23 protein-coding genes and 1 pseudogene are annotated in these 18,957 nt (G+C 63.4%); 12 read left to right on the top strand and 12 right to left on the bottom strand.

Annotated elements, in window-relative coordinates; all coding sequences use genetic code 11:
- Positions 1 to 114 precede the first annotated feature (114 nt).
- Positions 115 to 297 carry a hypothetical protein gene (locus JQ566_RS18360; protein ID WP_212374194.1) on the top strand — a complete coding sequence of 61 codons (183 nt, stop codon included), beginning with the start codon at positions 115 to 117 and terminating at the stop codon, positions 295 to 297.
- A gap of 91 nt (positions 298 to 388) precedes the next feature.
- On the opposite strand, the gene JQ566_RS18355 is transcribed toward JQ566_RS18360, so the two are convergent.
- The 3 genes from JQ566_RS18355 to ykgO all read right to left on the bottom strand — a co-directional run bounded on the left by JQ566_RS18355 (position 389) and on the right by ykgO (position 1,651).
- Positions 389 to 649, bottom strand: a complete 261-nt coding sequence (locus tag JQ566_RS18355; protein WP_212374192.1) for a hypothetical protein — start codon at positions 647 to 649, stop codon at positions 389 to 391.
- A gap of 123 nt (positions 650 to 772) precedes the next feature.
- Complete coding sequence (locus JQ566_RS18350; RefSeq protein ID WP_212374190.1) at positions 773 to 1,405, bottom strand: tetratricopeptide repeat protein; 633 nt, start codon at positions 1,403 to 1,405, stop codon at positions 773 to 775.
- Between the two features lie 120 nt (positions 1,406 to 1,525).
- Positions 1,526 to 1,651, bottom strand: a complete 126-nt coding sequence (gene ykgO / locus JQ566_RS18345) for a type B 50S ribosomal protein L36 (RefSeq protein WP_006611362.1) — start codon at positions 1,649 to 1,651, stop codon at positions 1,526 to 1,528.
- 313 nt (positions 1,652 to 1,964) lie between these two features.
- On the opposite strand from ykgO, the gene JQ566_RS18340 reads away from it, so the two are divergent.
- Entirely contained in the window at positions 1,965 to 2,849 is an 885-nt protein-coding gene (locus tag JQ566_RS18340) for an amidohydrolase family protein (RefSeq protein WP_212374188.1), read from the top strand.
- Positions 2,850 to 2,923: 74 nt separating this feature from the next.
- Here JQ566_RS18340 and JQ566_RS18335 read toward each other — a convergent pair whose 3' ends face one another.
- Complete coding sequence (locus JQ566_RS18335; RefSeq protein WP_212374186.1) at positions 2,924 to 3,658, bottom strand: SDR family NAD(P)-dependent oxidoreductase; 735 nt, start codon at positions 3,656 to 3,658, stop codon at positions 2,924 to 2,926.
- Between the two features lie 159 nt (positions 3,659 to 3,817).
- On the opposite strand from JQ566_RS18335, the gene JQ566_RS18330 reads away from it, so the two are divergent.
- The 5 genes from JQ566_RS18330 to JQ566_RS18310 all read left to right on the top strand — a co-directional run bounded on the left by JQ566_RS18330 (position 3,818) and on the right by JQ566_RS18310 (position 9,500).
- Positions 3,818 to 4,189, top strand: coding sequence for a winged helix-turn-helix transcriptional regulator (locus tag JQ566_RS18330; RefSeq protein WP_212374599.1), 372 nt, complete (start codon positions 3,818 to 3,820; stop codon positions 4,187 to 4,189).
- Between the two features lie 175 nt (positions 4,190 to 4,364).
- Complete coding sequence (locus JQ566_RS18325) at positions 4,365 to 4,772, top strand: RidA family protein (RefSeq protein ID WP_249139554.1); 408 nt, start codon at positions 4,365 to 4,367, stop codon at positions 4,770 to 4,772.
- Positions 4,773 to 5,248: 476 nt separating this feature from the next.
- Complete coding sequence (locus tag JQ566_RS18320; protein WP_212374182.1) at positions 5,249 to 7,747, top strand: autotransporter outer membrane beta-barrel domain-containing protein; 2,499 nt, start codon at positions 5,249 to 5,251, stop codon at positions 7,745 to 7,747.
- Positions 7,748 to 8,258: 511 nt separating this feature from the next.
- Positions 8,259 to 8,990: a haloacid dehalogenase type II gene (locus tag JQ566_RS18315; RefSeq protein WP_212374180.1), complete on the top strand. Its 732-nt coding sequence runs from the start codon at positions 8,259 to 8,261 to the stop codon at positions 8,988 to 8,990.
- Positions 8,991 to 9,032: 42 nt separating this feature from the next.
- Positions 9,033 to 9,500 carry a YbaK/EbsC family protein gene (locus JQ566_RS18310; protein ID WP_212374178.1) on the top strand — a complete coding sequence of 156 codons (468 nt, stop codon included), beginning with the start codon at positions 9,033 to 9,035 and terminating at the stop codon, positions 9,498 to 9,500.
- Positions 9,501 to 9,506: 6 nt separating this feature from the next.
- Here the strand turns inward: JQ566_RS18310 and JQ566_RS18305 are convergent, their stop codons facing one another.
- Both JQ566_RS18305 and JQ566_RS18300 read right to left on the bottom strand, forming a co-directional pair.
- The gene (locus JQ566_RS18305) at positions 9,507 to 9,854 is read right to left on the bottom strand and encodes a hypothetical protein (RefSeq protein WP_212374176.1); all 348 of its coding nucleotides are present in this window, start codon (positions 9,852 to 9,854) and stop codon (positions 9,507 to 9,509) included.
- A 96-nt stretch (positions 9,855 to 9,950) separates the two neighbouring features.
- A pseudogene (locus JQ566_RS18300) lies at positions 9,951 to 10,259 on the bottom strand (tripartite tricarboxylate transporter substrate-binding protein); the annotation flags it as partial.
- Between the two features lie 119 nt (positions 10,260 to 10,378).
- Here JQ566_RS18300 and JQ566_RS18295 point away from each other — a divergent pair.
- Entirely contained in the window at positions 10,379 to 10,636 is a 258-nt protein-coding gene (locus JQ566_RS18295) for a hypothetical protein (RefSeq protein ID WP_212374175.1), read from the top strand.
- A gap of 260 nt (positions 10,637 to 10,896) precedes the next feature.
- Here the strand turns inward: JQ566_RS18295 and JQ566_RS18290 are convergent, their stop codons facing one another.
- Positions 10,897 to 11,397, bottom strand: coding sequence for an REP-associated tyrosine transposase (locus JQ566_RS18290; protein ID WP_212374173.1), 501 nt, complete (start codon positions 11,395 to 11,397; stop codon positions 10,897 to 10,899).
- Positions 11,398 to 11,533: 136 nt separating this feature from the next.
- Complete coding sequence (locus JQ566_RS18285; RefSeq protein ID WP_212374171.1) at positions 11,534 to 12,469, bottom strand: LysR family transcriptional regulator; 936 nt, start codon at positions 12,467 to 12,469, stop codon at positions 11,534 to 11,536.
- 116 nt (positions 12,470 to 12,585) lie between these two features.
- On the opposite strand from JQ566_RS18285, the gene JQ566_RS18280 reads away from it, so the two are divergent.
- The 3 genes from JQ566_RS18280 (at position 12,586) to JQ566_RS34875 (ending at position 14,179) form a co-directional block, all read left to right on the top strand.
- Complete coding sequence (locus tag JQ566_RS18280) at positions 12,586 to 13,284, top strand: pirin family protein (protein WP_212374169.1); 699 nt, start codon at positions 12,586 to 12,588, stop codon at positions 13,282 to 13,284.
- A gap of 59 nt (positions 13,285 to 13,343) precedes the next feature.
- Positions 13,344 to 13,943 (top strand): NAD(P)H:quinone oxidoreductase, encoded by a 600-nt coding sequence (gene wrbA, locus JQ566_RS18275; protein ID WP_212374167.1) that lies wholly within the window; start codon positions 13,344 to 13,346, stop codon positions 13,941 to 13,943.
- A gap of 101 nt (positions 13,944 to 14,044) precedes the next feature.
- Positions 14,045 to 14,179, top strand: coding sequence for a hypothetical protein (locus tag JQ566_RS34875; RefSeq protein WP_283814358.1), 135 nt, complete (start codon positions 14,045 to 14,047; stop codon positions 14,177 to 14,179).
- Positions 14,180 to 14,183: 4 nt separating this feature from the next.
- Here the strand turns inward: JQ566_RS34875 and JQ566_RS18270 are convergent, their stop codons facing one another.
- Complete coding sequence (locus JQ566_RS18270; RefSeq protein ID WP_212374165.1) at positions 14,184 to 15,068, bottom strand: protein-L-isoaspartate O-methyltransferase family protein; 885 nt, start codon at positions 15,066 to 15,068, stop codon at positions 14,184 to 14,186.
- Positions 15,069 to 15,183: 115 nt separating this feature from the next.
- Positions 15,184 to 15,660: an Lrp/AsnC family transcriptional regulator gene (locus JQ566_RS18265; RefSeq protein ID WP_212374164.1), complete on the bottom strand. Its 477-nt coding sequence runs from the start codon at positions 15,658 to 15,660 to the stop codon at positions 15,184 to 15,186.
- Between the two features lie 122 nt (positions 15,661 to 15,782).
- Here JQ566_RS18265 and JQ566_RS18260 point away from each other — a divergent pair, with 122 nt between their 5' ends.
- Positions 15,783 to 16,322: an RBBP9/YdeN family alpha/beta hydrolase gene (locus JQ566_RS18260; RefSeq protein ID WP_212374162.1), complete on the top strand. Its 540-nt coding sequence runs from the start codon at positions 15,783 to 15,785 to the stop codon at positions 16,320 to 16,322.
- A gap of 15 nt (positions 16,323 to 16,337) precedes the next feature.
- Here JQ566_RS18260 and JQ566_RS18255 read toward each other — a convergent pair whose 3' ends face one another.
- Both JQ566_RS18255 and JQ566_RS18250 read right to left on the bottom strand, forming a co-directional pair.
- On the bottom strand, positions 16,338 to 17,483 hold the full coding sequence (locus tag JQ566_RS18255; RefSeq protein ID WP_212374160.1) for a GNAT family N-acetyltransferase: 1,146 nt from the start codon (positions 17,481 to 17,483) through the stop codon (positions 16,338 to 16,340).
- Between the two features lie 120 nt (positions 17,484 to 17,603).
- Complete coding sequence (locus JQ566_RS18250; RefSeq protein ID WP_212374159.1) at positions 17,604 to 18,956, bottom strand: O-antigen ligase family protein; 1,353 nt, start codon at positions 18,954 to 18,956, stop codon at positions 17,604 to 17,606.
- Between the last annotated feature and the right edge of the window lies 1 nt (position 18,957).

Genomic DNA, 18,957 nt, shown 5'->3' with positions numbered 1-18,957 from the left:
TCGCCATGGTCGGTTCCGCCATCTAGACGCGGGTGGGCACCGATCCTCTCGCAAGTTCGGGCAATGCGGGAAAGACCGGCAGGATTTGTCCTGGTTTGAACCGGAGAATTTTCAATGAGCTTCAGATCGAACGACACTGCGATCGACGAAATCGTCGCGAGCTGCAATGGCGACCTGCGCGGTGCCGTGCGGGCGCTGCTCCTGATCAACGAGCATCTCGAGACCGAGCTTGCAAAGGCTTACGCCGCAGCCGCCGACCGCGACCTCGTCGAGCGCGGCAGCAGCGTCCTGCACTAAAGTGCGATCGATCGCACTTTAGGCTCTCTCCTGAGCATGATCTTGTCGGAAAACCGCTGCACACTTTTCCGGATCATGCTTGGCGCGCAGGCTAGTTCGTCCCGTCCTCCTCCTTTTCCTCTTCGGGCGTGACCGGGGGACAGACGCGGATCGTCGAACGGGCAAGCTTGGCATCGGCCCTGGACTTGTAGGGACCGTCGCCGAACCAGACGTCGCCGATGATGACCGGATTGCTGGTCACGATATCGCATTTGCCGGTGGCGCGGTTGCCGACCACCCAGAACAGTCCGTCGGCGAAGCTCACCGTCCCCGACGCGAGCAGCAATAAAGCTGCGACCACCAAACACTTCATGGCTTCCGCTCCTGCCATGCAGGTAGGCCTGCAACAGGCTCCGCAATAGTCCTCGCGACGCCCGCTTCGGATCGTGGTTAATCCGGGCCGGCCGCGACCGCTCAAGAAATGATCGAGTTAGAGCTAGATGTCGCGGCCTTCGACCTTCTCGGTCAGCGCCTTGACCTGATCGGGGATCTTTTCGAGGTGCGGATTGAGGGCGAGCGCCTTGCGGTAGGCATCGAGCGCGCGCTTCTCGTTGCCGACCTCCTGCATGATCATGCCGAGGCCGGCGAGCGCGCCGAAGTGGCGGGGCTCGCGGATCAACACTTGCTGGATGTCCGCGAGCGAGCGGCCATAGTCGTTCTGCATGTAGTAGAGCGTCGCACGCCGGTTCCAGGCCTCGATGTAATCGGGCCTGAGCTTGATGATCGAATCCAGCAGCTTGATCGCGACGTCGATCTTCTTCGCGTCGACCGCGGTCTTGGCGCGTGACATCAGAAGCGCCGCGGTATCGCTCGGGGTCTGGAGCCAGATCGCCCAGATCCGCGCCTCGACATGCTTGGCGCTGGCCTCATCGGGGGCCGCCTTCAGCGCGCCGAACAGGAAATCCAGATTCTTGCTGCGATCGACCTTGGGCAGCTTGGCCGGCGCTTCCGGCAGCTTCTTCTGCTTGCCGGGTGGCTCAACCTGCTGGGCCAGGGCCGGAGCCAAGCCGGCGGTTCCCAGCACAAGGGCCAGACACAAGATACGCGCGAGGTGGAATCTGACTGCCATGGTGGAAGTCTAAACGCGCAAAGCCGCCCTTGCAAAGCAAAGGCGGCGTCAAACTGGTGTGAGACCGTGGTCTTGCGGGGCGCGCGAAGGCGCCCGGCAGGGCGTGATCAGCCGCTCAGATCAGCCCTGGCGAGCCTTGAAGCGGCGCTGCACCTTGTTGATCACATAGACCCGGCCCTTGCGGCGGACCAGGCGGTTGGCGCGATGGCGACCGCGCAGCGATTTCAGCGAGTTACGGACCTTCATGGCAGAATCCTGAACGTTCGAAAGGCCGTGTTCGGCACTACCGTTTCGGCACGCGCGAATGTGGCAAAATGAGATCTTTCCCGCCGGCGGACCAGCCGCCCGGGACGGGGCGGTTCTTAAGGCATGGGGGGAGGTGATGTCAATGTTAACCGCCCCGCGCCGGGCCAGCAAATTCGTGAAAACAACCCCATGCACAGTAGGAACGGCCGGATCGGCCCGATTTTATCGCCACGATCCCAAGGACCTTTCGACGACGCCTTGCCAAATTCGTTATATCCTATAATCAATTTGACAACCGGTCGGGAGGACACCAATGCCGAAGCTGAAGCTGCCGAATATCGACGATGTCGTCGCCATCGACATCCACACCCATGCCGAGGAGCCCTGCGGCTGCCACCCCGACGACGGCTATGACGATTTCCAGGCGCAGATGGCCGAGTATTTCAAGTCGCCGAACAAGCATCCGCCGACCGTGCCGGAGACTGCGGCCTATTACCGCTCCAAGAACATCGCCGCGGTGATCTTCCCTGTCGATGCCGAGCGCGAGACCGGCTTCCGCCGCTACAACAATTACGAGATGCTGGAGGTCGCCTCCGACCATCTCGACGTCCTCATCCCCTTCGTCTCGATCGATCCGCACAAGGGCAAGTTAGGCGCACGCGAAGCACGCAAGCTGATCGAGGAATACGGCGTGCGCGGCTTCAAATTCCACCCGACCATGCAGGGCTTCTACGCCAACGACCGCATGGCCTATCCGCTCTATGAAGAGATCAACAATGGCGGCGCGATCGCGCTGTTTCACACCGGCCAGACCGGCGTCGGCTCCGGCATGCCCGGCGGCATGGGCATGCGGCTGAAATACTCCAACCCGATGTACATGGACGACGTCGCGGCCGATTTCCCCGACCTCAAGATCATCCTCGCCCACCCCTCCTTCCCCTGGCAGGAAGAGGCGCTGTCGGTCGCGACCCACAAGCCGAACGTCTATATCGACCTCTCCGGCTGGTCGCCGAAGTACTTCCCGCCGGTCCTGGTGCGCTACATCAACTCGATTCTGCAGGACAAGATGCTGTTCGGCTCGGACTGGCCGGTGATCACGCCGGACCGCTGGCTGTCGGACTTTGCCAAGATCGACATCCGCGACGAGATCCGGCCGAAGGTGCTGAAGGCGAACGCGCGAAAACTGCTGGGGATTTAGTCGGGTCCACATCATTGCTGCACATTGAGGGCTTCGATCCCGTTGATCGAAGCCCTCACGTTCAGGCGAAGACGTCAGACCTGCGCCAGGCCTCCATCGACGAAGACCTCGCCGCCGGTCATGTAGCTGCTGTCCGCGGACGCCAGGAACGCAGCCACCGCTCCCGTCTCGGAGGGATCGCCCACACGCCCGATCGGCGTCGCGCTGCCGAGTGCATCAAATGCTTGCTCGCCCACGACCTCCAGCGCCAGCTCCGTCTTGGTCGGCCCCGGCGACAGCACGTTGACGCGGATGCCGGTGCCGCGCAGGTCCTGCGCCCAGCTGCGCGCCAGATTGCGGATCGCGGCCTTGGTCGCGCTGTAGATACTGAATTGCGGCGTCCCCATCACCCCCGTGCTCGAACCGGTGAGGATGATCGACGACCCCTTCTTCATTAGCGGCAGGGCCTTCTGCACCGTGAACACCAGTCCCTTCACATTGACGTCGAAGATCTGATCGTAATGCTCGACCGTGATCTCGCCGAGCGGCGCAAACGATCCGGTGCCGGCATTGGCAAACAGGACGTCGACGTTGCCGCGTTCGGCTTTCACGGTCGCGTACAGGCGGTCGAGGTCGGACAAGTCGGTGACCGACCCCCTGACCGCGCGCGCCGAAGACCCCAGCTGCGCAACGGCGGCATCGAGCGGCTCCTGTCGTCGCCCGAAGAGATAGACGAATGCGCCTTCGTCGACGAACCGTTTCGCCGCGCCAAATCCGATGCCGGTGCCGCCGCCGGTCACCACTGCCGTCTTGCCTTGTAGTCTGCTCATGATGTGCTCCTTCATTGAGGTTGCACTGAGCTGGCGGCGTACCCACCTATCGGCAAGTATGCACCTTTTGGTAAGTACCCAAAAATGTCGTCAGATCGTTCAGACCCAATCTCTCCGCCGGCGCAGGCCCCACGATCCGTCCAGAGTTGCACGCCGAATCTGCCCGGCTTCACTTGCGGCCTGGATGCGACCTTGCGGGTCGTCTCGGGCAAGTGGAAGCCGCTGATCCTGTACTTCGTCGCCCAGGACGGACCGACCCGCTACGGCGAGCTCCGGCGCGCCATACGCGACGTCAGCGACAAGGTGCTGATCCAGCAGTTGAAGGAGCTGGAGGCCGATGGGCTCGTGAAGCGGACCGACTACAAGGAGGTGCCGCCGCGGGTGGACTATAGCCTCACGCCTTTGGGCCAGAGCCTCGCCCAAGCTCTCGTGCCGCTCTGCACGTGGGGCACCGAGCACATGGCGGAGGTCAGCCGGGTCTTCGCCGAGCGGGCCACCTGGACGCGGCGAGAACGTCAGCCGACCGTCTAGCTTGCGCGGCTCTTCGTCCGAGGTCTGCTTCGTCGCCGATTGCGGCGCGTTGGCGCAACTCGCCTCGAGTCCGGCTCGGCCATAAACGGAAGTGCTCCCTGAGCAAGCGTTGGTTAGAATCGTCGGCTACAACGCCGTGATCTGACCCAACTAGGGAGTTGTAATGACCCGGTCTATGAAAATTCCAACCGAGCTTTTTGACAGTCGGAAATTCGGTTTTGCTCAGGTGGCCGTTACTTCCACGCCCTTAGGGCACGCGATACACATCTCCGGTCAAGTCGCGTGGGATTCGAATGGAAACATCGTCGGGACTGGCGACATTGGACGCCAGTTAGAAAAGAGTTTGGAAAATCTCAGCGCGGCCCTAGCTTCCGTTGGTGCCAGACTTGATGATGTGGGATCGCTACGGATTTATATTAGGCAAACCCACCTGCACCAAGGTGACGCCATATCTCGCGCGCTCAAGGCTGTATTTGGTGACAATCCACCGTGCACAACTTGGATCGGAGTAACGAGCCTCGCCAGGGACGAGTTCCTTATCGAGATCGAGCCGTCGGTTGTATTCCTGCCCCGAACAGTATGACTACAGACACAATCGACCCCCGAGACGTCTCCTTCGGGTCAAAGGCGCCGTTTTAGCAGTAAGTCGGGTACTTCCGGTCTACCCCAATGAACGGACATCTTCAGAGCCGGTCGCCATATCTCAAAGGTGCCACTTCCAGGATTCGCAGCACGCCTCAGAAGTAGACGTTCGCGTTACGCGGACCGGCCGCGACGCCACCTGTTATCAGGCCCTGCCGCAGGACATCGCCGCTGGTGGCAGATATGCGCCACTCACGATGAACATGCTGCCGCTCGGCGGCCCGCGCTTGAACTCCTAAGCCGTCCCTGCCGGCCAAGCTGGAGACCCAGCTTGCGTACTTTCAAGATTCCGCTCTACACTCTTAGACAGCATCGACTAACTAAAGTATCCACAAGTTGCGTCCCGCAATTAACGGGACATTAACCTGCGGCTCAAGCGCGTACCGTGGCCTTGTCGGACAGGAGTGGACCAGCCCAATGTGGAAAGACCCCATCAAGAGCACGCCTTCGATCATCCAGACCGATTTCGGGCCCTTCGGGCAGAGCCTGCCGGGGGACGGTGAAGCCTATTGCGGCCCGACGTCGATGGTCATGGGCCTTTACTGGCTGTCGGCAAACGGCTTCACGCAGGTTGCTCCTGTGGTCTACAACGGCGAGGACGACCCCGTGGCGATCAACCTGGAAAGGGTGGTCGCGGGCTTGATGCAGACGTCGAGCGAGAGCGGCAGCTTCGTGGACGGCATGACGAGCGGGATGGCCGACTATCTGTCGGCCTGCGGAATCGGGCCTGATCTCTATAATTTGACGAGCACTTCTAATCCGGACCTCGCGTGGCTCGCCGATCAATTGGCCCCGAACGTGTCCGAGAGTCCGCAGACGATCGTCTTGGCCAATTTCGCGGTTGGCTGGTATTCCGTTTCCCAGACGACGAAGGGATACATGGAAAATAACGGCGGCCATGTCCTCGCGCCGCTCACGGTGAACCTGACGGGCGGCACGATCACCATCAACAACGCTTTCCCCGCCTCGTTCGAGAACGTACCCAACCTCCCGTCCAGCAATCCGCAGACCGTCCAGATCGCGCAGATGCCCAGCGGATGGACGCTGGAAAATCTGCCGCTACCCTCCGAAGACTACAGCCAGGTCGTCACCGACGCGCTCACCGGGTGGGGCGTCTACGCCGTGCTCTGGCAGGGGCAAGCTTGGGCGATCTCGCCGTCGGCGCTGCCCTCGACATCCGGATATGAACCCAGCACTTGGACGATCAACCAGCCTAAGGTCATCAACACGAACGGCGGCACGCTGACCGTCGTCGCGCCGATCTCCGGGCTGGGCGGCCTCCAAAAATACGGCGAAGGCACGCTCCTGCTCACCAACACGAACCAGCTGATAGGATACAACACCGTAGGCGCTGGGACGCTGGCAAGTACCCGGACATCCGGCACGCCATTTGGCAGCTTCAGGGTGACGGTGACGAACGGCGGAATACTCGAGCTTCGTTCGGACGGCGCGACGGTCGATGTGCAGATCGCCTCGGGATCTCTGGCGACGTTCGTCATCGGCTCCACGGGAGGCGGCTTGCAGCTCTCCGGAAGCGGCAACTATCGCGTCGTAATCGGGGGCAATGACGACGGTACCCTGACGAACATTGTCCGCAACTCCGGCGGAACTCTTGTCATCGTGCCGGGCGGCGGCATGGCCCAGCTTGGGCTGACGCAACAGGTGTTCGTGGCAGGAACGGGAGCAAACCTGCCCATCGTCACGAACGGGATCGTCGCTCCCTACATTCTCGGAGAGGATGACGACGCGGCCAGCTCGGGCAAGTTCCTGACCTATTCGCCCTCCGAGGGCTTCGCGAGCGCGGCGACCGTGTCGTCGACGGATGTCAGCATCAACGACGTTCCGGCCGATGCCGTCTACGAGGTCGTCGACAGCCAGGCGGTCGAGAGCGGCGGTGTGCCGCAGGTGGCGGCGCTCGAAGTGAACGGCGGGGCGATTACGGGCGGCGATGCGAGCATTCTGGTCGGAAGCCAGGCGAGCGGCGACGCCGCGGGCCTCATCATGAATGGCGGCAGCATCGCTACTGCGAGCCTTTCGTTCGGCGCGGCAGAAGGCCTGATCTACACCAATGCTACCGGCGGTAGTTCGCAGATCGCAGCCGCCATCGAGGGATCGGCGGGCCTGACGATCTTCGGTCCCGGCACGCTGACCCTGAGTGCAGACAGCAGCGGCACGCTTTCCGGTCTGATCAGGGTCAATGGGGGTACGCTGATTGCCGGCGGTACCGGTGGATCAGCAACGGGTGCCGGCGAGGTGCTGGTATCCTACGCGGCGACGCTGGAGGTCGCCGGCACGGTGACCGGCGCGGTTGTTGTCGACGAGTGGGGCACACTGTTCATGAACGGCGGGACGGTCTCGGGCCCGGTCACCATTGCAGCGACCGGCACCGATTCGCCTGCTCCCGGCGGCATACTACAAGGGAGCGGAACAATCAGCGGGACCACCTCCATTAGCGGCATCATCCAGTCAGGCCCGCAGGCTGGCCTGATCACGTTCACCGGCGAAACCACTATGACCGGCGACGCGAGCTTCTATTGGCGGCTGCAAAAGCTCGTAGACGATGCTGATCCCGGAGCCGGACCTGGGATCTACTGGAACGCGTTGCAGTTCAACTCGCCGGATACGAACCTCGGCACCAAGAATGCACCTCTCTGGCTCTTCCTCGACTTCAGCGCCCTCGACGGGGACCCGGACGGCGGCAACGCGTTCTGGGAGAAGCCCCATACCTGGACGCTCTTTACCTACGCAGCCGATGCCGGCGACTTTTGGCCGGCGGGCGAGAACTTCTCGTACCAGTCCGGGAGCTTCAACACGGTCTTCGACAACTGGGTCGTGTCCCTGCAGTGGAAACCGGCCGCCTCGCCGCAGAGCCTCCCCGAGCGATGGCGCACGAACGCTCGTGCGAGAAGCCGGTAACCGACCCGCGGCAACTGGATAGCCGTGCCAGTCTGCGCCCAAAATTGCGCGCGCCGGGGGACTTCTGCTTTCCCCCGATAGCGGCCACAGAGCGGATATCGCTGGATGTCTCGAACGGGCCAATTGGCGACGTCTCCTCTTTGACCGTGATACATTCAGACGGCCCCAACTGAAGGGGATTCGAGATAGCGGATTAGATCATGCCAAGTTGGCTTTTGCCTCTGCTTGCCCTCTTCGCGATTGTGGGATTTATCGCCTTTGCCTTTCGGCAGGGTACCAAGGTGAGGCCCGACAGAAATAACAGCGACAACTGGGACCAATTTGGTGGTCCTCCTGATGGTCATACGGGGTCAGGAACGTAGTTTCAGAGCATCGCCTAAAGTCTGGATCGGGTCACAAGCCGCCGATCACACTTGCAGTGGCAAACTTCGGCTGGGCCTTGGTAAGCTGACGATGATGCGCACTCCCCAATCGGAGTTCTCGCGACCACAACGGCCTGGAAGGACAGCCCATGAGCATCAAAGCCGTCGTCTTCGATGCCTACGGGACGCTCTACGACATCCAGTCGGTCGCTGACGTCACCGAGGATGCATTTCCGGGCTATGGCGAGATCATCACGCAGGTCTGGCGCATCAAGCAGCTCGAATACACCTGGCTGCGCTCGCTGATGCAGCGCTACCAGGATTTTGACACGATCACGCGCGATTCACTCGCTTATACGCTGCGCGTGCTCGGGCTCGCCTATGACAGCGGCGCATTCGAGCGCGTGATCGAAAAGTATCTGCATCTCGATCTCTATCCGGATGCAACAAGCTCGCTTGCAGCCTTGAGGCCGCGCAAGCTCGCCATCCTCTCCAATGGCAGCCCGGACATGCTCAACGCGCTGGTGCGCAATTCCGGCCTCGATACCCTGCTCGATGCCACCATCAGCGTCGATGCGAAGAAGATCTTCAAGCCGAGCCCGCAGGCTTATGAGCTGATCGGCGAGGTGCTCGGCACCGGGCCGGATGAGGTTCTGTTCGTCTCCTCCAATCCCTGGGACGCCGCCGGGGCAAAATCGTTCGGATTGAAGGTTGCCTGGATCGAGCGGGTGACGCCCGAAGCGATGGCGCTGGCTTGCGTCGAGAACGAACTCGTGGCACCGCTCACCATGTTTAGGGCGATCCGCACCCAGATGGACGAGCTCGGCTTTGCGCCGGATCATCGTATCCGCGCACTCTCCGAGCTGCCGAGAATCGCTTAAGAGGTCGCCGCCCGCCCGTGAGATTGGAATGAGCTGCCCGGAATGAGCCTGGAATCCGTTCGCGCCTTCTTCGCCGAGAAAGCCCCCGACATCTCCGTCATCGAATCCCCGATCAGCTCCGCGACCGTGGCGCTGGCGGCCGAAGCCTATGGCGTCGAGCCGGGACGGATCGCCAAGACGCTGTCGTTGCGGATCGGCGAGCGCGTGATCCTGATCGTCGCCGCCGGCACCTCGCGCATGGACAACAAGAAGGTGAAGGCGCAGTTCGGCGGCAAGCCCAAGATGCTGGGCCTGGAGGAAGTCGCCGACATCACCGGGCACGAGGTCGGCGGCGTCTGTCCGTTCGGGCTGAAATCGCCGCTGCCGATCTACTGCGACGTCTCGCTGAAGGCATTCGACGTGGTGGTGCCCGCCGCGGGCTCGACCCACAGCGCCGTGCGCATTGCGCCCGACCGGCTGGCCGAGCTGGTCGCCGCCGAATGGGTCGATGTGTGCGAGCATCGGCCCTGAGCGAGACTAGTCATCCTCGTCATAAGGATAAGGCCGCGGCGGGGCCGGCGGCGCGGTGTTGTAGCGCGGCTGGGGCGTGAGGCGATTGCGCGGCACCGGCTGCGGCGGCTGCGCCTGGTTGTTCGACTGGAACACCGCGCGACACCCGCTCGATAGCTGTGGCGTGTTCTGTTGCAAGCAGGCCACGATACGGTTCACATCCGGAATCTGGTCGCTGCACAGTCGCCACACATCCGGCGTGCAGGCCATCTGCTGTTCCATGGTCCCGCGATATTCCTGGGCGGAGGCAGCGCTGTGGGCGACGATGCCTCCAATCGCAAGCGCCATACCCAGCGCAATCCGCTCTGTTCGCATCTTTCAATTCCTTCCCGAGCCGCTCGAATTCTCATCAAACAATGAGACGCGGGCAGGTTCTGAACCAACAACAAAACGTGAAGGCAGGGCCGGAACCTACTCCAACTTGCCGATCTTCTGCAGCGCCGCGATCAGACGCGCGCTGTCGGCGGCGATGAACTGGGCGAAGGCCGGCGCGTCCTGATAGGCGACGAGACTGCCCGAGGTCGCGAACGCCTTGAGGACGTCAGGACTCGTCATCACCTGCGCCATCGCCTCGCGCAGGCGGGTCACGATCGGCGCAGGAAGAGAACTCTGTGCAAACAGCCCGGCCCAGATGTACATCTCGACATCCTTGTAGCCGAGCTCCTGGAATGTCGGCACGTCGGGGAAGCTCGCGATGCGCTGCGCGCCGCAATTGCCGACTGTTTCGCCAGCCTAACGTGGCGACCGGCAGGGACAAGTCGTTTACCAAGCGTTAGCCATGTCCAGAGTGGTCAGGAACGCCGACGCGGAGCCGCCGTTGCCCTCCCAGGGAGTAGGTGATGCGCAATCTTGGGACCATCGACGTCGCCCTGGACGAGATGCTGGTGAATCTCGCAGCGATCGTGTTGCGGCTTTCAACGCCCGAATTGACGCGAACGCCGGAAGCGCGGCGCGCACTGGCGCAATCCGTCCATCAATATGTCGTGTGTGCGGCGCGGTCGAAGGATCCTCGCGTTCACGAATTGAAGACGCAATTGGAGGGGACGCTGAAGCCGAGCCTACGCATCGTCTCGATCGATGGCGTGAAGGTGTCGTAGCGAGATGGTGGGCACCCTACGAGCGGTCATCCCGGACAAGCGTCAGCGCAGATCCGGGATCCATAACCACAGGACGTTCTTGTTGCCCGAAGCAGGTCACTCCGAGTCCCCGTAGCCACACCTGCCTGTGGCTATGGGTCCCGGATCGGCGCGCGCTTGGGGCGCGCTTGTCCGGGACGACAACAATCGGGTGAGCGGACCACGACAGCGAGATTCCGTAGGGTGGGCAAAGGCGCGCTCTTCGCGCGCCGTGCCCACCATCATTCGCCAAACTGGCCCGAGACGTCCCGCATATCCCCTCCCCAATCCAGGGGAAGGATACCCTGGCCGAAAGACCAATCGCGCACGCGCTTGACGAGGCCGTGCTTCACCGGATTGAAATGAATGTAATCAACATGTCGCTCCAGGTCCGCGTCATCGCGAATGGCGTGCTCCCAATAGCGACGTTGCCAAATTCCCTTTTCACGCTTGAGCAGCTTGCTTGCCGAGCGTTCCTGCGGTTCTATGCCGCGCGAAAAGCCGCCTTTGATCAAATTCCACCGCGACGAAAAATTGACGTCGTGGTCCGGAAGCGACCAAATGGCATGGAGATGGTCGGGCAGGATACAGATCGCGACCGTTTCGAACGGGCGGCGTTGCTGGACAGTCCGACAAATTCGCCTCAGGCGATCAACATGATCCACGAGCAAAGTGCTTGAACGATCGGCGAGCACGACTGTGAAGAAGAACGTGCTGCCTCGTGCGCGCCGATATCGAGACACTTGCGATCCCCTCGGGCAAAGACGTGGGCACGCTTCGCTTTGCCCACCCTACGATAGCTGCGTTTGGGATAGACTAGCGAGATTCCGTAGGGTGGGCAAAGGCGCGCTCTTCGCGCGCCGTGCCCACCGACCAAAATCACGACACTCTCACACCCTTCTTCGGCCGCCGCTTGCACATCCCCGGCAGCTTCGCCGCGAGAAAATCGCCGAGCGCTTCCACGCGCGCGGGGCGCGGGCCGCCGGGCGGCGTCACCAGATGCACGGCGCCTTCGGCCTGCTTCCAATCCTTCAGGATGACCTCGACCTGCCCTGAGGAGATCGCCTCACCGACGATGAATTCCGGCAGCTCGGCGATGCCGAGGCCCGCGATCAGCGCCGGCATCACGGCTTCGCCGTTGTTGACGCGAAGCTGACCGCCCGGTCGCACGCTGGCCTGCTCGCCGGCCGAATTGGTGTAGTGCCAGACGTTGGGCGTGGAGAGATAGGCGTAGCTGAAGCATTTGTGCCCGGCCAGATGCATCGGATGCGTCGGCCGGCCATATTGCTTGAGATAGGACGGCGCGGCGACTGTGAAGCGCGGCATGGTGAAGAGCCGCCGCGCGATCAGCGATGAGTCCGCCAGCCGCGCGATCCGCACCGCCATGTCAAAACCCTCGCCGATCAGGTCGACGGTCGCATCGCTCAAGTGCAGGTCGACCGAGACCTCCGGATAGGTCTCGAAAAATTCCGGCAGCAGCGGCGCCACCGCCTTGATGCCGAACGTCATGGGCACGGCGAGCCGCACCAGGCCGCGCGGCGCCACCGACTGCGCCAGCGCCTCGTTCTCGGCCGCCTCGCCGTCGGCCAGCAGGCGCGTCGCGCGTTCGGCCAGCTTGTGGCCCGCATCGGTCAGCGCGAGCCGGCGCGAGGTGCGGTTGAACAGCCGGGCGCCGAGCCGCTCCTCCAGCCGCGTGACCGCCTTGGACACCGTGGCCTTGGACGTGACGAGCTCGCTCGCGGCCCCCGCAAACGACCGTAATTCCACGACTTTTGCGAAAATCGCGAGCGCCTCGAAATCGGGAAGTTTTGCCATGGGCCTTGGTCCAATCGGGATATTTAAGGAAACAATGTGTTTCAACAGTTTCTATTTTTATACCACAGACGGAGGCTTATCCAAGAGGTCAATCCGACAATCAAGGAATTGCACAGATGATCGAACTCAGACCTTTCGCAAAGCTCGGCGGCGCCGATCACGGCTGGCTCAAGGCCAAGCATCACTTCTCCTTCGCCAGCCATTATGACCCGAACAACATGGGCCACGGGGCCTTGCGGGTTTGGAACGACGACGAGATCGCGCCCAACACCGGCTTTCCCGCCCATCCCCACGCCAACATGGAAATCATCACCTATGTGCGCGAGGGTGCCATCACCCATCAGGACAGCCTCGGCAACCAAGGACGCACCGAGGCGGGCGACGTGCAGGTGATGAGCGCCGGCAGCGGCATCCGCCACTCCGAGTACAATCTCGAGCCGACCAGGACGCGGATCTTCCAGATCTGGATCGAGCCGACGATGCGCGGCGGCCAGCCGACCTGGGGCTCGAAGCCTTTCCCGAAGGCAGACCGCTCCAGCAAGCTCGTCACCATTGCGAGCGGCTTCGAGGACGATACGGATGCGCTGCCGATCCGCGCCGACGCGCGGGTGCTCGCCACCACGCTGAAGGCGGGCGAGAGCGCGGAGTACGAGCCGCAGACATCGCGGCATCTCTACCTCGTGCCGGCGGCGGGCTCAGTCGAGATCAACGGCGTCCGCGTCAATGCCCGCGACGGCGCCGCGATCCGCGACGAGGCCAGGCTCAAGATCACGGCGCTGGAAGATTCCGAGCTCGTGCTCGTCGACGCGGCGTGACGATCAAGCAACCAATCACCTCACCCAATCACCTCACCCAATCCCTGCGGAGACCACCCATGACCAAAGTTCTCGTCCTCTATTATTCCGCCTATGGCCACATCGAGGCGATGGCCAATGCCGTCGCCGAAGGCGCGCGCGAGGCCGGCGTCACCGTCGACATCAAGCGCGTGCCCGAGCTGGTGCCGGCCGAGGTCGCGAAAGCCTCGCATTACAAGCTCGACCAGGCCGCGCCGGTCGCCAGGATCGAGGACCTCGCGGGTTACGACGCGATCATCGTCGGCACCGGCACCCGCTTCGGCCGCATGGCCTCGCAGATGGCGAACTTTTTGGATCAGGCCGGCGGGCTCTGGGCCAAGGGCGCACTGCACGGCAAGGTCGGCGGCGCCTTCACCTCCAGTGCGACCCAGCACGGCGGCCAGGAGACCACGCTGTTCTCGATCATCACCAACTTGCTGCATTTCGGCATGGTGGTGGTCGGCATGAACTACGGCTTTGCCGGCCAGATGAAGCTCGACGAGGTCACGGGCGGCGCCCCCTACGGCGCCACCACGATCACCGGCGGTGACGGCAGCCGCCAGCCCAGCGCCAACGAGCTCGCCGGCGCACGCTATCAGGGCCGCCAGATCGCGGAGACCGCCAGGAAACTTCATGGCTGAGCTGCACGGCTGAGCTGCATTGCTGATGCGACCCGGGCGGCATTCTCATTCGGGAATGCCGCCCCATCTGTGGCTCGAATATTTGACCAAGAACGATCCGAATGGCTTTCGAACTCTTGTTGATCGCGCAGATGATCCGCAAGCCAGCACAGGCGCTGGCGCGGCGCTGGTATTGCCGCAGCCTGTTCCGCGCCTCGCGCGGGCGATTTCACTGTGCAGGCTGCACGAACTCGTGATCCGCTAGGCCTGCGTGATGTCGGCGTGGGGCCTGATTGGGTCCGTAGCAACAGGCGCCGGTGCCGTCGACAGCCACCAGCCCTCACCGGCGAACCAGCACGTCTCGTCCGGATCGCCCTCTCTCCGCAACGATTGCACGTTCTCCCATCCTCTCGCGAATGCCTCGGCCAGGCGCCGGCCGGCATCCGCATCCTGCAATCCCGCGCAGCCGATGAATTGGGCCCGGCCGAGGAATTTCGCCGGCCAGATCACGCCATTGTCCGGGCGCGTGATCATCAGCATGCCGCCGAGCACGCCTTCCGGCGCGAGCGGAAACACCAGCCGCCCGCCGGGCCGCAGCGCCTCGAGCCATTCCGCGGCCGGCTGCGCCGCGCCTGCGCAGACATAGATCACATCCGCGGCCGGCAGATCGGACGCGACGCCCGAACGGTCGCACACGTCGACATGAGCAACATCCTTGAGATTGTCGCGCGCGAGTCCCGCCAGACGTTCGTCGATCTCATAGGCGTGAACGCGGCCGCCGGGTCCGACGAGATGCGCGAGGATCGCGGTGTAATAGCCGCTGCCCGCACCGATCTGGATCACAGTCTCGTCTTCCCTCACGGCGCAGCCGCTGAGCCAGAAGGCGTGCGCACCGGGCATTCCGATGTTGAGACCGCGCGCCGGGTCCAGCGCCAACAGCGCGTTCTGGTAGATGAAGGCAGGATCGTCGTCGGGCGTCACGACATAGGGGTGACCGCCGAAGGAAATCGACCACGGCCCGGGCCCGACGAAAGGCTCGCGCCTAACGGTCCGAAAGGCCTGCTCGATACGGGGATCCACGGCCCTTGCCGCAGCGCAGATCAACTGCGCGTAGAATGCGCGATATTTTGCCGAACGATCTTCCATGTCACCTCCGGAAAACGGAGACGACGATAACACAACTCGCGCGTTAATCGGAAGCTCGGCGCAATCGCGGGCTTTGTGACGGCGCCGTGACGCGTCGATCGTCGCCGGTCACGCTTCAACTGCGTTCGATCTTCTTCCTGACGAGGTCTTTGCCGATCGGCCGCACCGGCTCGCTCCGCAGCACCAGCGAGGTCGTGACGGCGCCGAAGCCGGCAATGCGGTCCACGATCGTCTCCAGATCTTCCGGCGCCGGAACGAGCACCTTCAGCACGAAGCAATCATCACCCGTCACGCGATGGACCTCGATGATGTGCGGAATCTCGCCGAACCTCTTCAGACAGGTCTTGATGTGCTCATGCGTGGTGCGCAGGCGGACCAGCGCCATCAGGCCGAGCCCGAGCGCGCGCGGATTGATCCGGGCACCGTAGCCTTCGATGATCCCGGCTTCCTCGAGCCGCTTGACCCGCTCGGAAATTGCCGGCTGGGACAATCCGACGGACCGACCAAGCTCGGACAGCGGCACGCGCGCATTGGCTTGCAGCGCCTCCAGGATCTTCAAGTCTTTCGCGTCAATGCTCCCGAAGCGATCCAACCGAATTCTCCATTCCGCCTTGAGATCATCGGCAGATGATCGATTCCGCCGATGACTTGCCATGTGACTCAGGACCCGAACCGGCCACACTGCGATCTCACCTCAGATAGCACGGGACGATCATGCACGACATCATCACCTTGCCCGGCCTCGGCGGCTCCGGAGATACCCATTGGCAGACGCTCTGGGAGCGGGCTGATGCGCGCTTCACGCGATTTCAGCCAGCGAGCTGGGACCAGCCGGACCTCGGTGACTGGGAGCAATCCCTGGAGCGGGCGGTCAGCCACTGCGCGAGGCCGCCCGTCCTGGTCGCACACAGTCTCGCCTGCCTGCTGGTGGCACACTGGGCCGCGCGCTTCCCGTCCGCGATCGCGGGCGCATTCCTGGTCGCCGTGCCCGATCCAGGTGGTGCCAATTTTCCCAACGAAGCCGCCGCGTTCAAGCCGGTGCCCGACCGTCCGCTGCGCTTTCCTTCGCTCATCATCGCCAGCACGGATGATCCCTATGGCGGGCTCGAGATGACGCAGCGACGGGCACGCGTTTGGGAATCCGGCTCGATCGTGCTGGGCGCACTCGGCCACATCAACGCGTCGAGCAGGCTCGGCGACTGGCCGCAGGGCCGCGCATTGCTGGATGCCTTTCGTGCGGGCCTTTCGAGATGACGTCTCTCCGCCGCGTTATCGCGCTCCCTTGCCCATCGCCCTCGCCGCGAGGGAGGCGAGCCTCGGATAACGGCGCAGGCCCTGCGCGGCATGATCGCGCCAGGCGTAGGGCAGACCGCGCCAGGACAGCGCGACGCTGACATCGGTCAGCGGCACCCTCTCGGCGCCGAGGCGCCGCTTGTAGTCCTGATTGCCGATGCTGAGGTCGAAACGGCGCAGGCCTTGCGCATGCAGCGCCGCCATGGTGCGCTCGGTGACGAGCAGACCCGGCGAGCAGCTCGACCATGAATCGCCGGCGTGACTGATGCGCAGCAGGACATAGGTCGCGCCATGCTTGACGCCGAGCGCGGTGGCGACGACGCCCTCGTCGCACACCAGCGCCGAAATGATGGCATAACCTTCCGCAAGACCCTGGCGGGCGACCTCGCGATAGAATCTCGCATGGGTCTCGTCGTTGAGAACGAACGGCGAGCCGAGCTTTCGCATGCGTGCCTGCTGCTGGAGATCCATCACGTCCAGCAGCTCATGCGCACGCGCGACATCCGCGGCGATCTCGAACCGCGCGCCGGCATGGCGGCTGAACACCCGCCAGCAGCGCGGCATCTGCAGGCGCTTGATCGAGGCCTGGTAGTCGCGATAGTCATCGCCCATCAGCACGAGATTGCCATTGAGCGAGGAGGATCCGATCCGGCCGAGCGACACCAGCGGGTTCGGCTTGCCGCTGACCTCAGCCGGCATCTTCTTCAGGCGGAGCAGATCCAAACGGTCGGGCAGCGCGCGCAACGCGCCGATCAGCGCCTTGGTGATCGCATCCGTCGCCCCCGCGTCCAACGCGGCATCGAGCGCCAGGATCGGTGCGTTGTTGTCGGAGACGCCGAGGTCCGCGAACTCGACGATGCGGATGCCGCGCCTGATATGGCTGATCATCGGCACGATCGCGATATCCTTGCCAGTGGCAGCATCAGAGATCACGGCGATCAGCGGAGCGACGTCGCGAAACGCCTCGTACCAGGCGCCGAGCCAGTCGACATGCTGGAACGCGGTGCGGTGCCCGGCGTTCAGGCGCGAGGCCGCGTGCCGCCAGTCACGCAGGAAACCGACTGCGATTCCCGACGTGCTGGACACCTGGCCGTCTAATTGCTCGACGCTGAGAAACGTCATCCGCTGCGCATACGCTTACTGAATGTTTCCAGATAGATTATGTTTGTTGCAGGCCACAAGCAGCGTCGCTGCTCATCGTTAAGCCAATGCCACTCGAGACGGCCTGGCTGCGACAAGCTGTCAAGGCTTCGGCTCGATCTGCTCGACGCATTGGAACCTCGCCAGGAAGTGCAGGCCCGCCACGGCTAGCGCGAACATGAACCAGATCGGATTCTGCCGTTCGAGCAGGAAGGTCTCGGTGGCGCCGTAATACAGGCCGAACAGCCACACGGTCAGGAACAGCTTGGCCAGTGCGCCACTGCGGCTGCGAGCCTGGGCCGTCTGGAAATTGCCGAGCGGCGCGAGCACGAAGACGAGGATCACGAGCACCAATCCCGGCAAGCCGATGGTGACCGCGAGATCGAGGTAGCTGTTGTGGCTGTGCGCCGCGGACGTCGCCCATTCGGCGCCTTGGGCGGTCGCCCTCGCACTCACGTCGTCCCAGAAGGCCGCATAGCCGTGACCGATGATCGGCTTCTCGGCGAGCGCCGCGAGCGCGAACTCCCAGATCGCGGAACGGCCGGTGAAGGTGGGATCGAGCGGAAGCAGCCGCGTCATCGCCCCGAGCGCCGGGCTGAGGACACTGCCGACGGTCAACAGGTTCATCGCAACCAGCGGCACGAAGCAGATCATCCGCTTCAGCCACAGGCCTGGCGTGACATAGACCAGCGAGGCGAGAGCGTAGATCGCGAGGCACAGCACCGACGACGTCTTGCCGCCGGTGAAGATCAGGAAGGTACCGGCCAGCACGGCGATCGCGGGCCCCATCACGAACGAGCCCGCGGCGGACAGGTAGATGCCGACATAGACCAGGATGGTCATCACGGCCGAGGCAATGTTCTTGTGACCAAAGCTGCCGCGCCAGTCGCCGGCAAGCTGCGGTTCGGTGACGTCGATGGCCGTGTGGATCGAATATTGCGGCGCGAGGAAGACACCGAGATAGCAGAGCACGAGCAGCACGAGCGCGGCGGCACCCAGGCAAAGGTTGAAGCTGCGCTGCGTCGGCGGCAGCAATGGCAACACAACGGCGAGCGACGTCACGCTGGCGGCGAGCACGAATCGCTGGATCGAAACGCCGCGGCTCTCGGAGAAGACGATGTTGATCGCCAGCCAGCCCAGGAGGCAGAGATGAAGCGGCGTCAGCAGGCTCTTCAGCGCGGGCGCATCCGAGGCGGCGACGCACAGCATTGCGACCGCAGCCAGGAAGCCCCAGGAGATGTAGGTCAACGCCATTCGTCCGCCGACGATGGTGGTGACGTCGGGATTGCGCAGGTCCGGGAACGGATCGAGCGTCACCAGCACCAGCAGCAGTGCCCCGACCGCGACGAGGCAGCGCGCCGCCTGCATGGCATCGAGCCCCGCGAGGCCGTCCCGCAGGACATGGCCCAACGATCGGGCCTCGACGTCGATCATGTCAGTGGCGCTGTGGTCCATG

Source organism: Bradyrhizobium sp. SZCCT0231 (genome assembly GCF_018130245.1).
Lineage (GTDB): Bacteria > Pseudomonadota > Alphaproteobacteria > Rhizobiales > Xanthobacteraceae > Bradyrhizobium > Bradyrhizobium japonicum_F.
This window is presented reverse-complemented; position numbering and strand designations above follow the sequence as displayed.

Bases quoted from the DNA above. Each gene is read 5' to 3' on its own strand.
- JQ566_RS18315 (WP_212374180.1), top strand. From the start codon at position 8,259: ATGAGCATCAAAGCCGTCGTCTTCGATGCCTACGGGACGCTCTACGAC.
- JQ566_RS18350 (WP_212374190.1), bottom strand. From the start codon at position 1,405: ATGGCAGTCAGATTCCACCTCGCGCGTATCTTGTGTCTGGCCCTTGTG.
- JQ566_RS18260 (WP_212374162.1), top strand. From the start codon at position 15,783: ATGCACGACATCATCACCTTGCCCGGCCTCGGCGGCTCCGGAGATACC.
- JQ566_RS18340 (WP_212374188.1), top strand. From the start codon at position 1,965: ATGCCGAAGCTGAAGCTGCCGAATATCGACGATGTCGTCGCCATCGAC.
- JQ566_RS18295 (WP_212374175.1), top strand. From the start codon at position 10,379: ATGCGCAATCTTGGGACCATCGACGTCGCCCTGGACGAGATGCTGGTG.
- ykgO (WP_006611362.1), bottom strand. From the start codon at position 1,651: ATGAAGGTCCGTAACTCGCTGAAATCGCTGCGCGGTCGCCATCGCGCC.
- JQ566_RS18335 (WP_212374186.1), bottom strand. From the start codon at position 3,658: ATGAGCAGACTACAAGGCAAGACGGCAGTGGTGACCGGCGGCGGCACC.
- JQ566_RS34875 (WP_283814358.1), top strand. From the start codon at position 14,045: ATGGCTTTCGAACTCTTGTTGATCGCGCAGATGATCCGCAAGCCAGCA.
- JQ566_RS18360 (WP_212374194.1), top strand. From the start codon at position 115: ATGAGCTTCAGATCGAACGACACTGCGATCGACGAAATCGTCGCGAGC.
- wrbA (WP_212374167.1), top strand. From the start codon at position 13,344: ATGACCAAAGTTCTCGTCCTCTATTATTCCGCCTATGGCCACATCGAG.
- JQ566_RS18280 (WP_212374169.1), top strand. From the start codon at position 12,586: ATGATCGAACTCAGACCTTTCGCAAAGCTCGGCGGCGCCGATCACGGC.
- JQ566_RS18355 (WP_212374192.1), bottom strand. From the start codon at position 649: ATGAAGTGTTTGGTGGTCGCAGCTTTATTGCTGCTCGCGTCGGGGACG.
- JQ566_RS18325 (WP_249139554.1), top strand. From the start codon at position 4,365: ATGAAAATTCCAACCGAGCTTTTTGACAGTCGGAAATTCGGTTTTGCT.
- JQ566_RS18305 (WP_212374176.1), bottom strand. From the start codon at position 9,854: ATGCGAACAGAGCGGATTGCGCTGGGTATGGCGCTTGCGATTGGAGGC.
- JQ566_RS18320 (WP_212374182.1), top strand. From the start codon at position 5,249: ATGTGGAAAGACCCCATCAAGAGCACGCCTTCGATCATCCAGACCGAT.
- JQ566_RS18255 (WP_212374160.1), bottom strand. From the start codon at position 17,483: ATGACGTTTCTCAGCGTCGAGCAATTAGACGGCCAGGTGTCCAGCACG.
- JQ566_RS18250 (WP_212374159.1), bottom strand. From the start codon at position 18,956: ATGGACCACAGCGCCACTGACATGATCGACGTCGAGGCCCGATCGTTG.
- JQ566_RS18270 (WP_212374165.1), bottom strand. From the start codon at position 15,068: ATGGAAGATCGTTCGGCAAAATATCGCGCATTCTACGCGCAGTTGATC.
- JQ566_RS18285 (WP_212374171.1), bottom strand. From the start codon at position 12,469: ATGGCAAAACTTCCCGATTTCGAGGCGCTCGCGATTTTCGCAAAAGTC.
- JQ566_RS18310 (WP_212374178.1), top strand. From the start codon at position 9,033: ATGAGCCTGGAATCCGTTCGCGCCTTCTTCGCCGAGAAAGCCCCCGAC.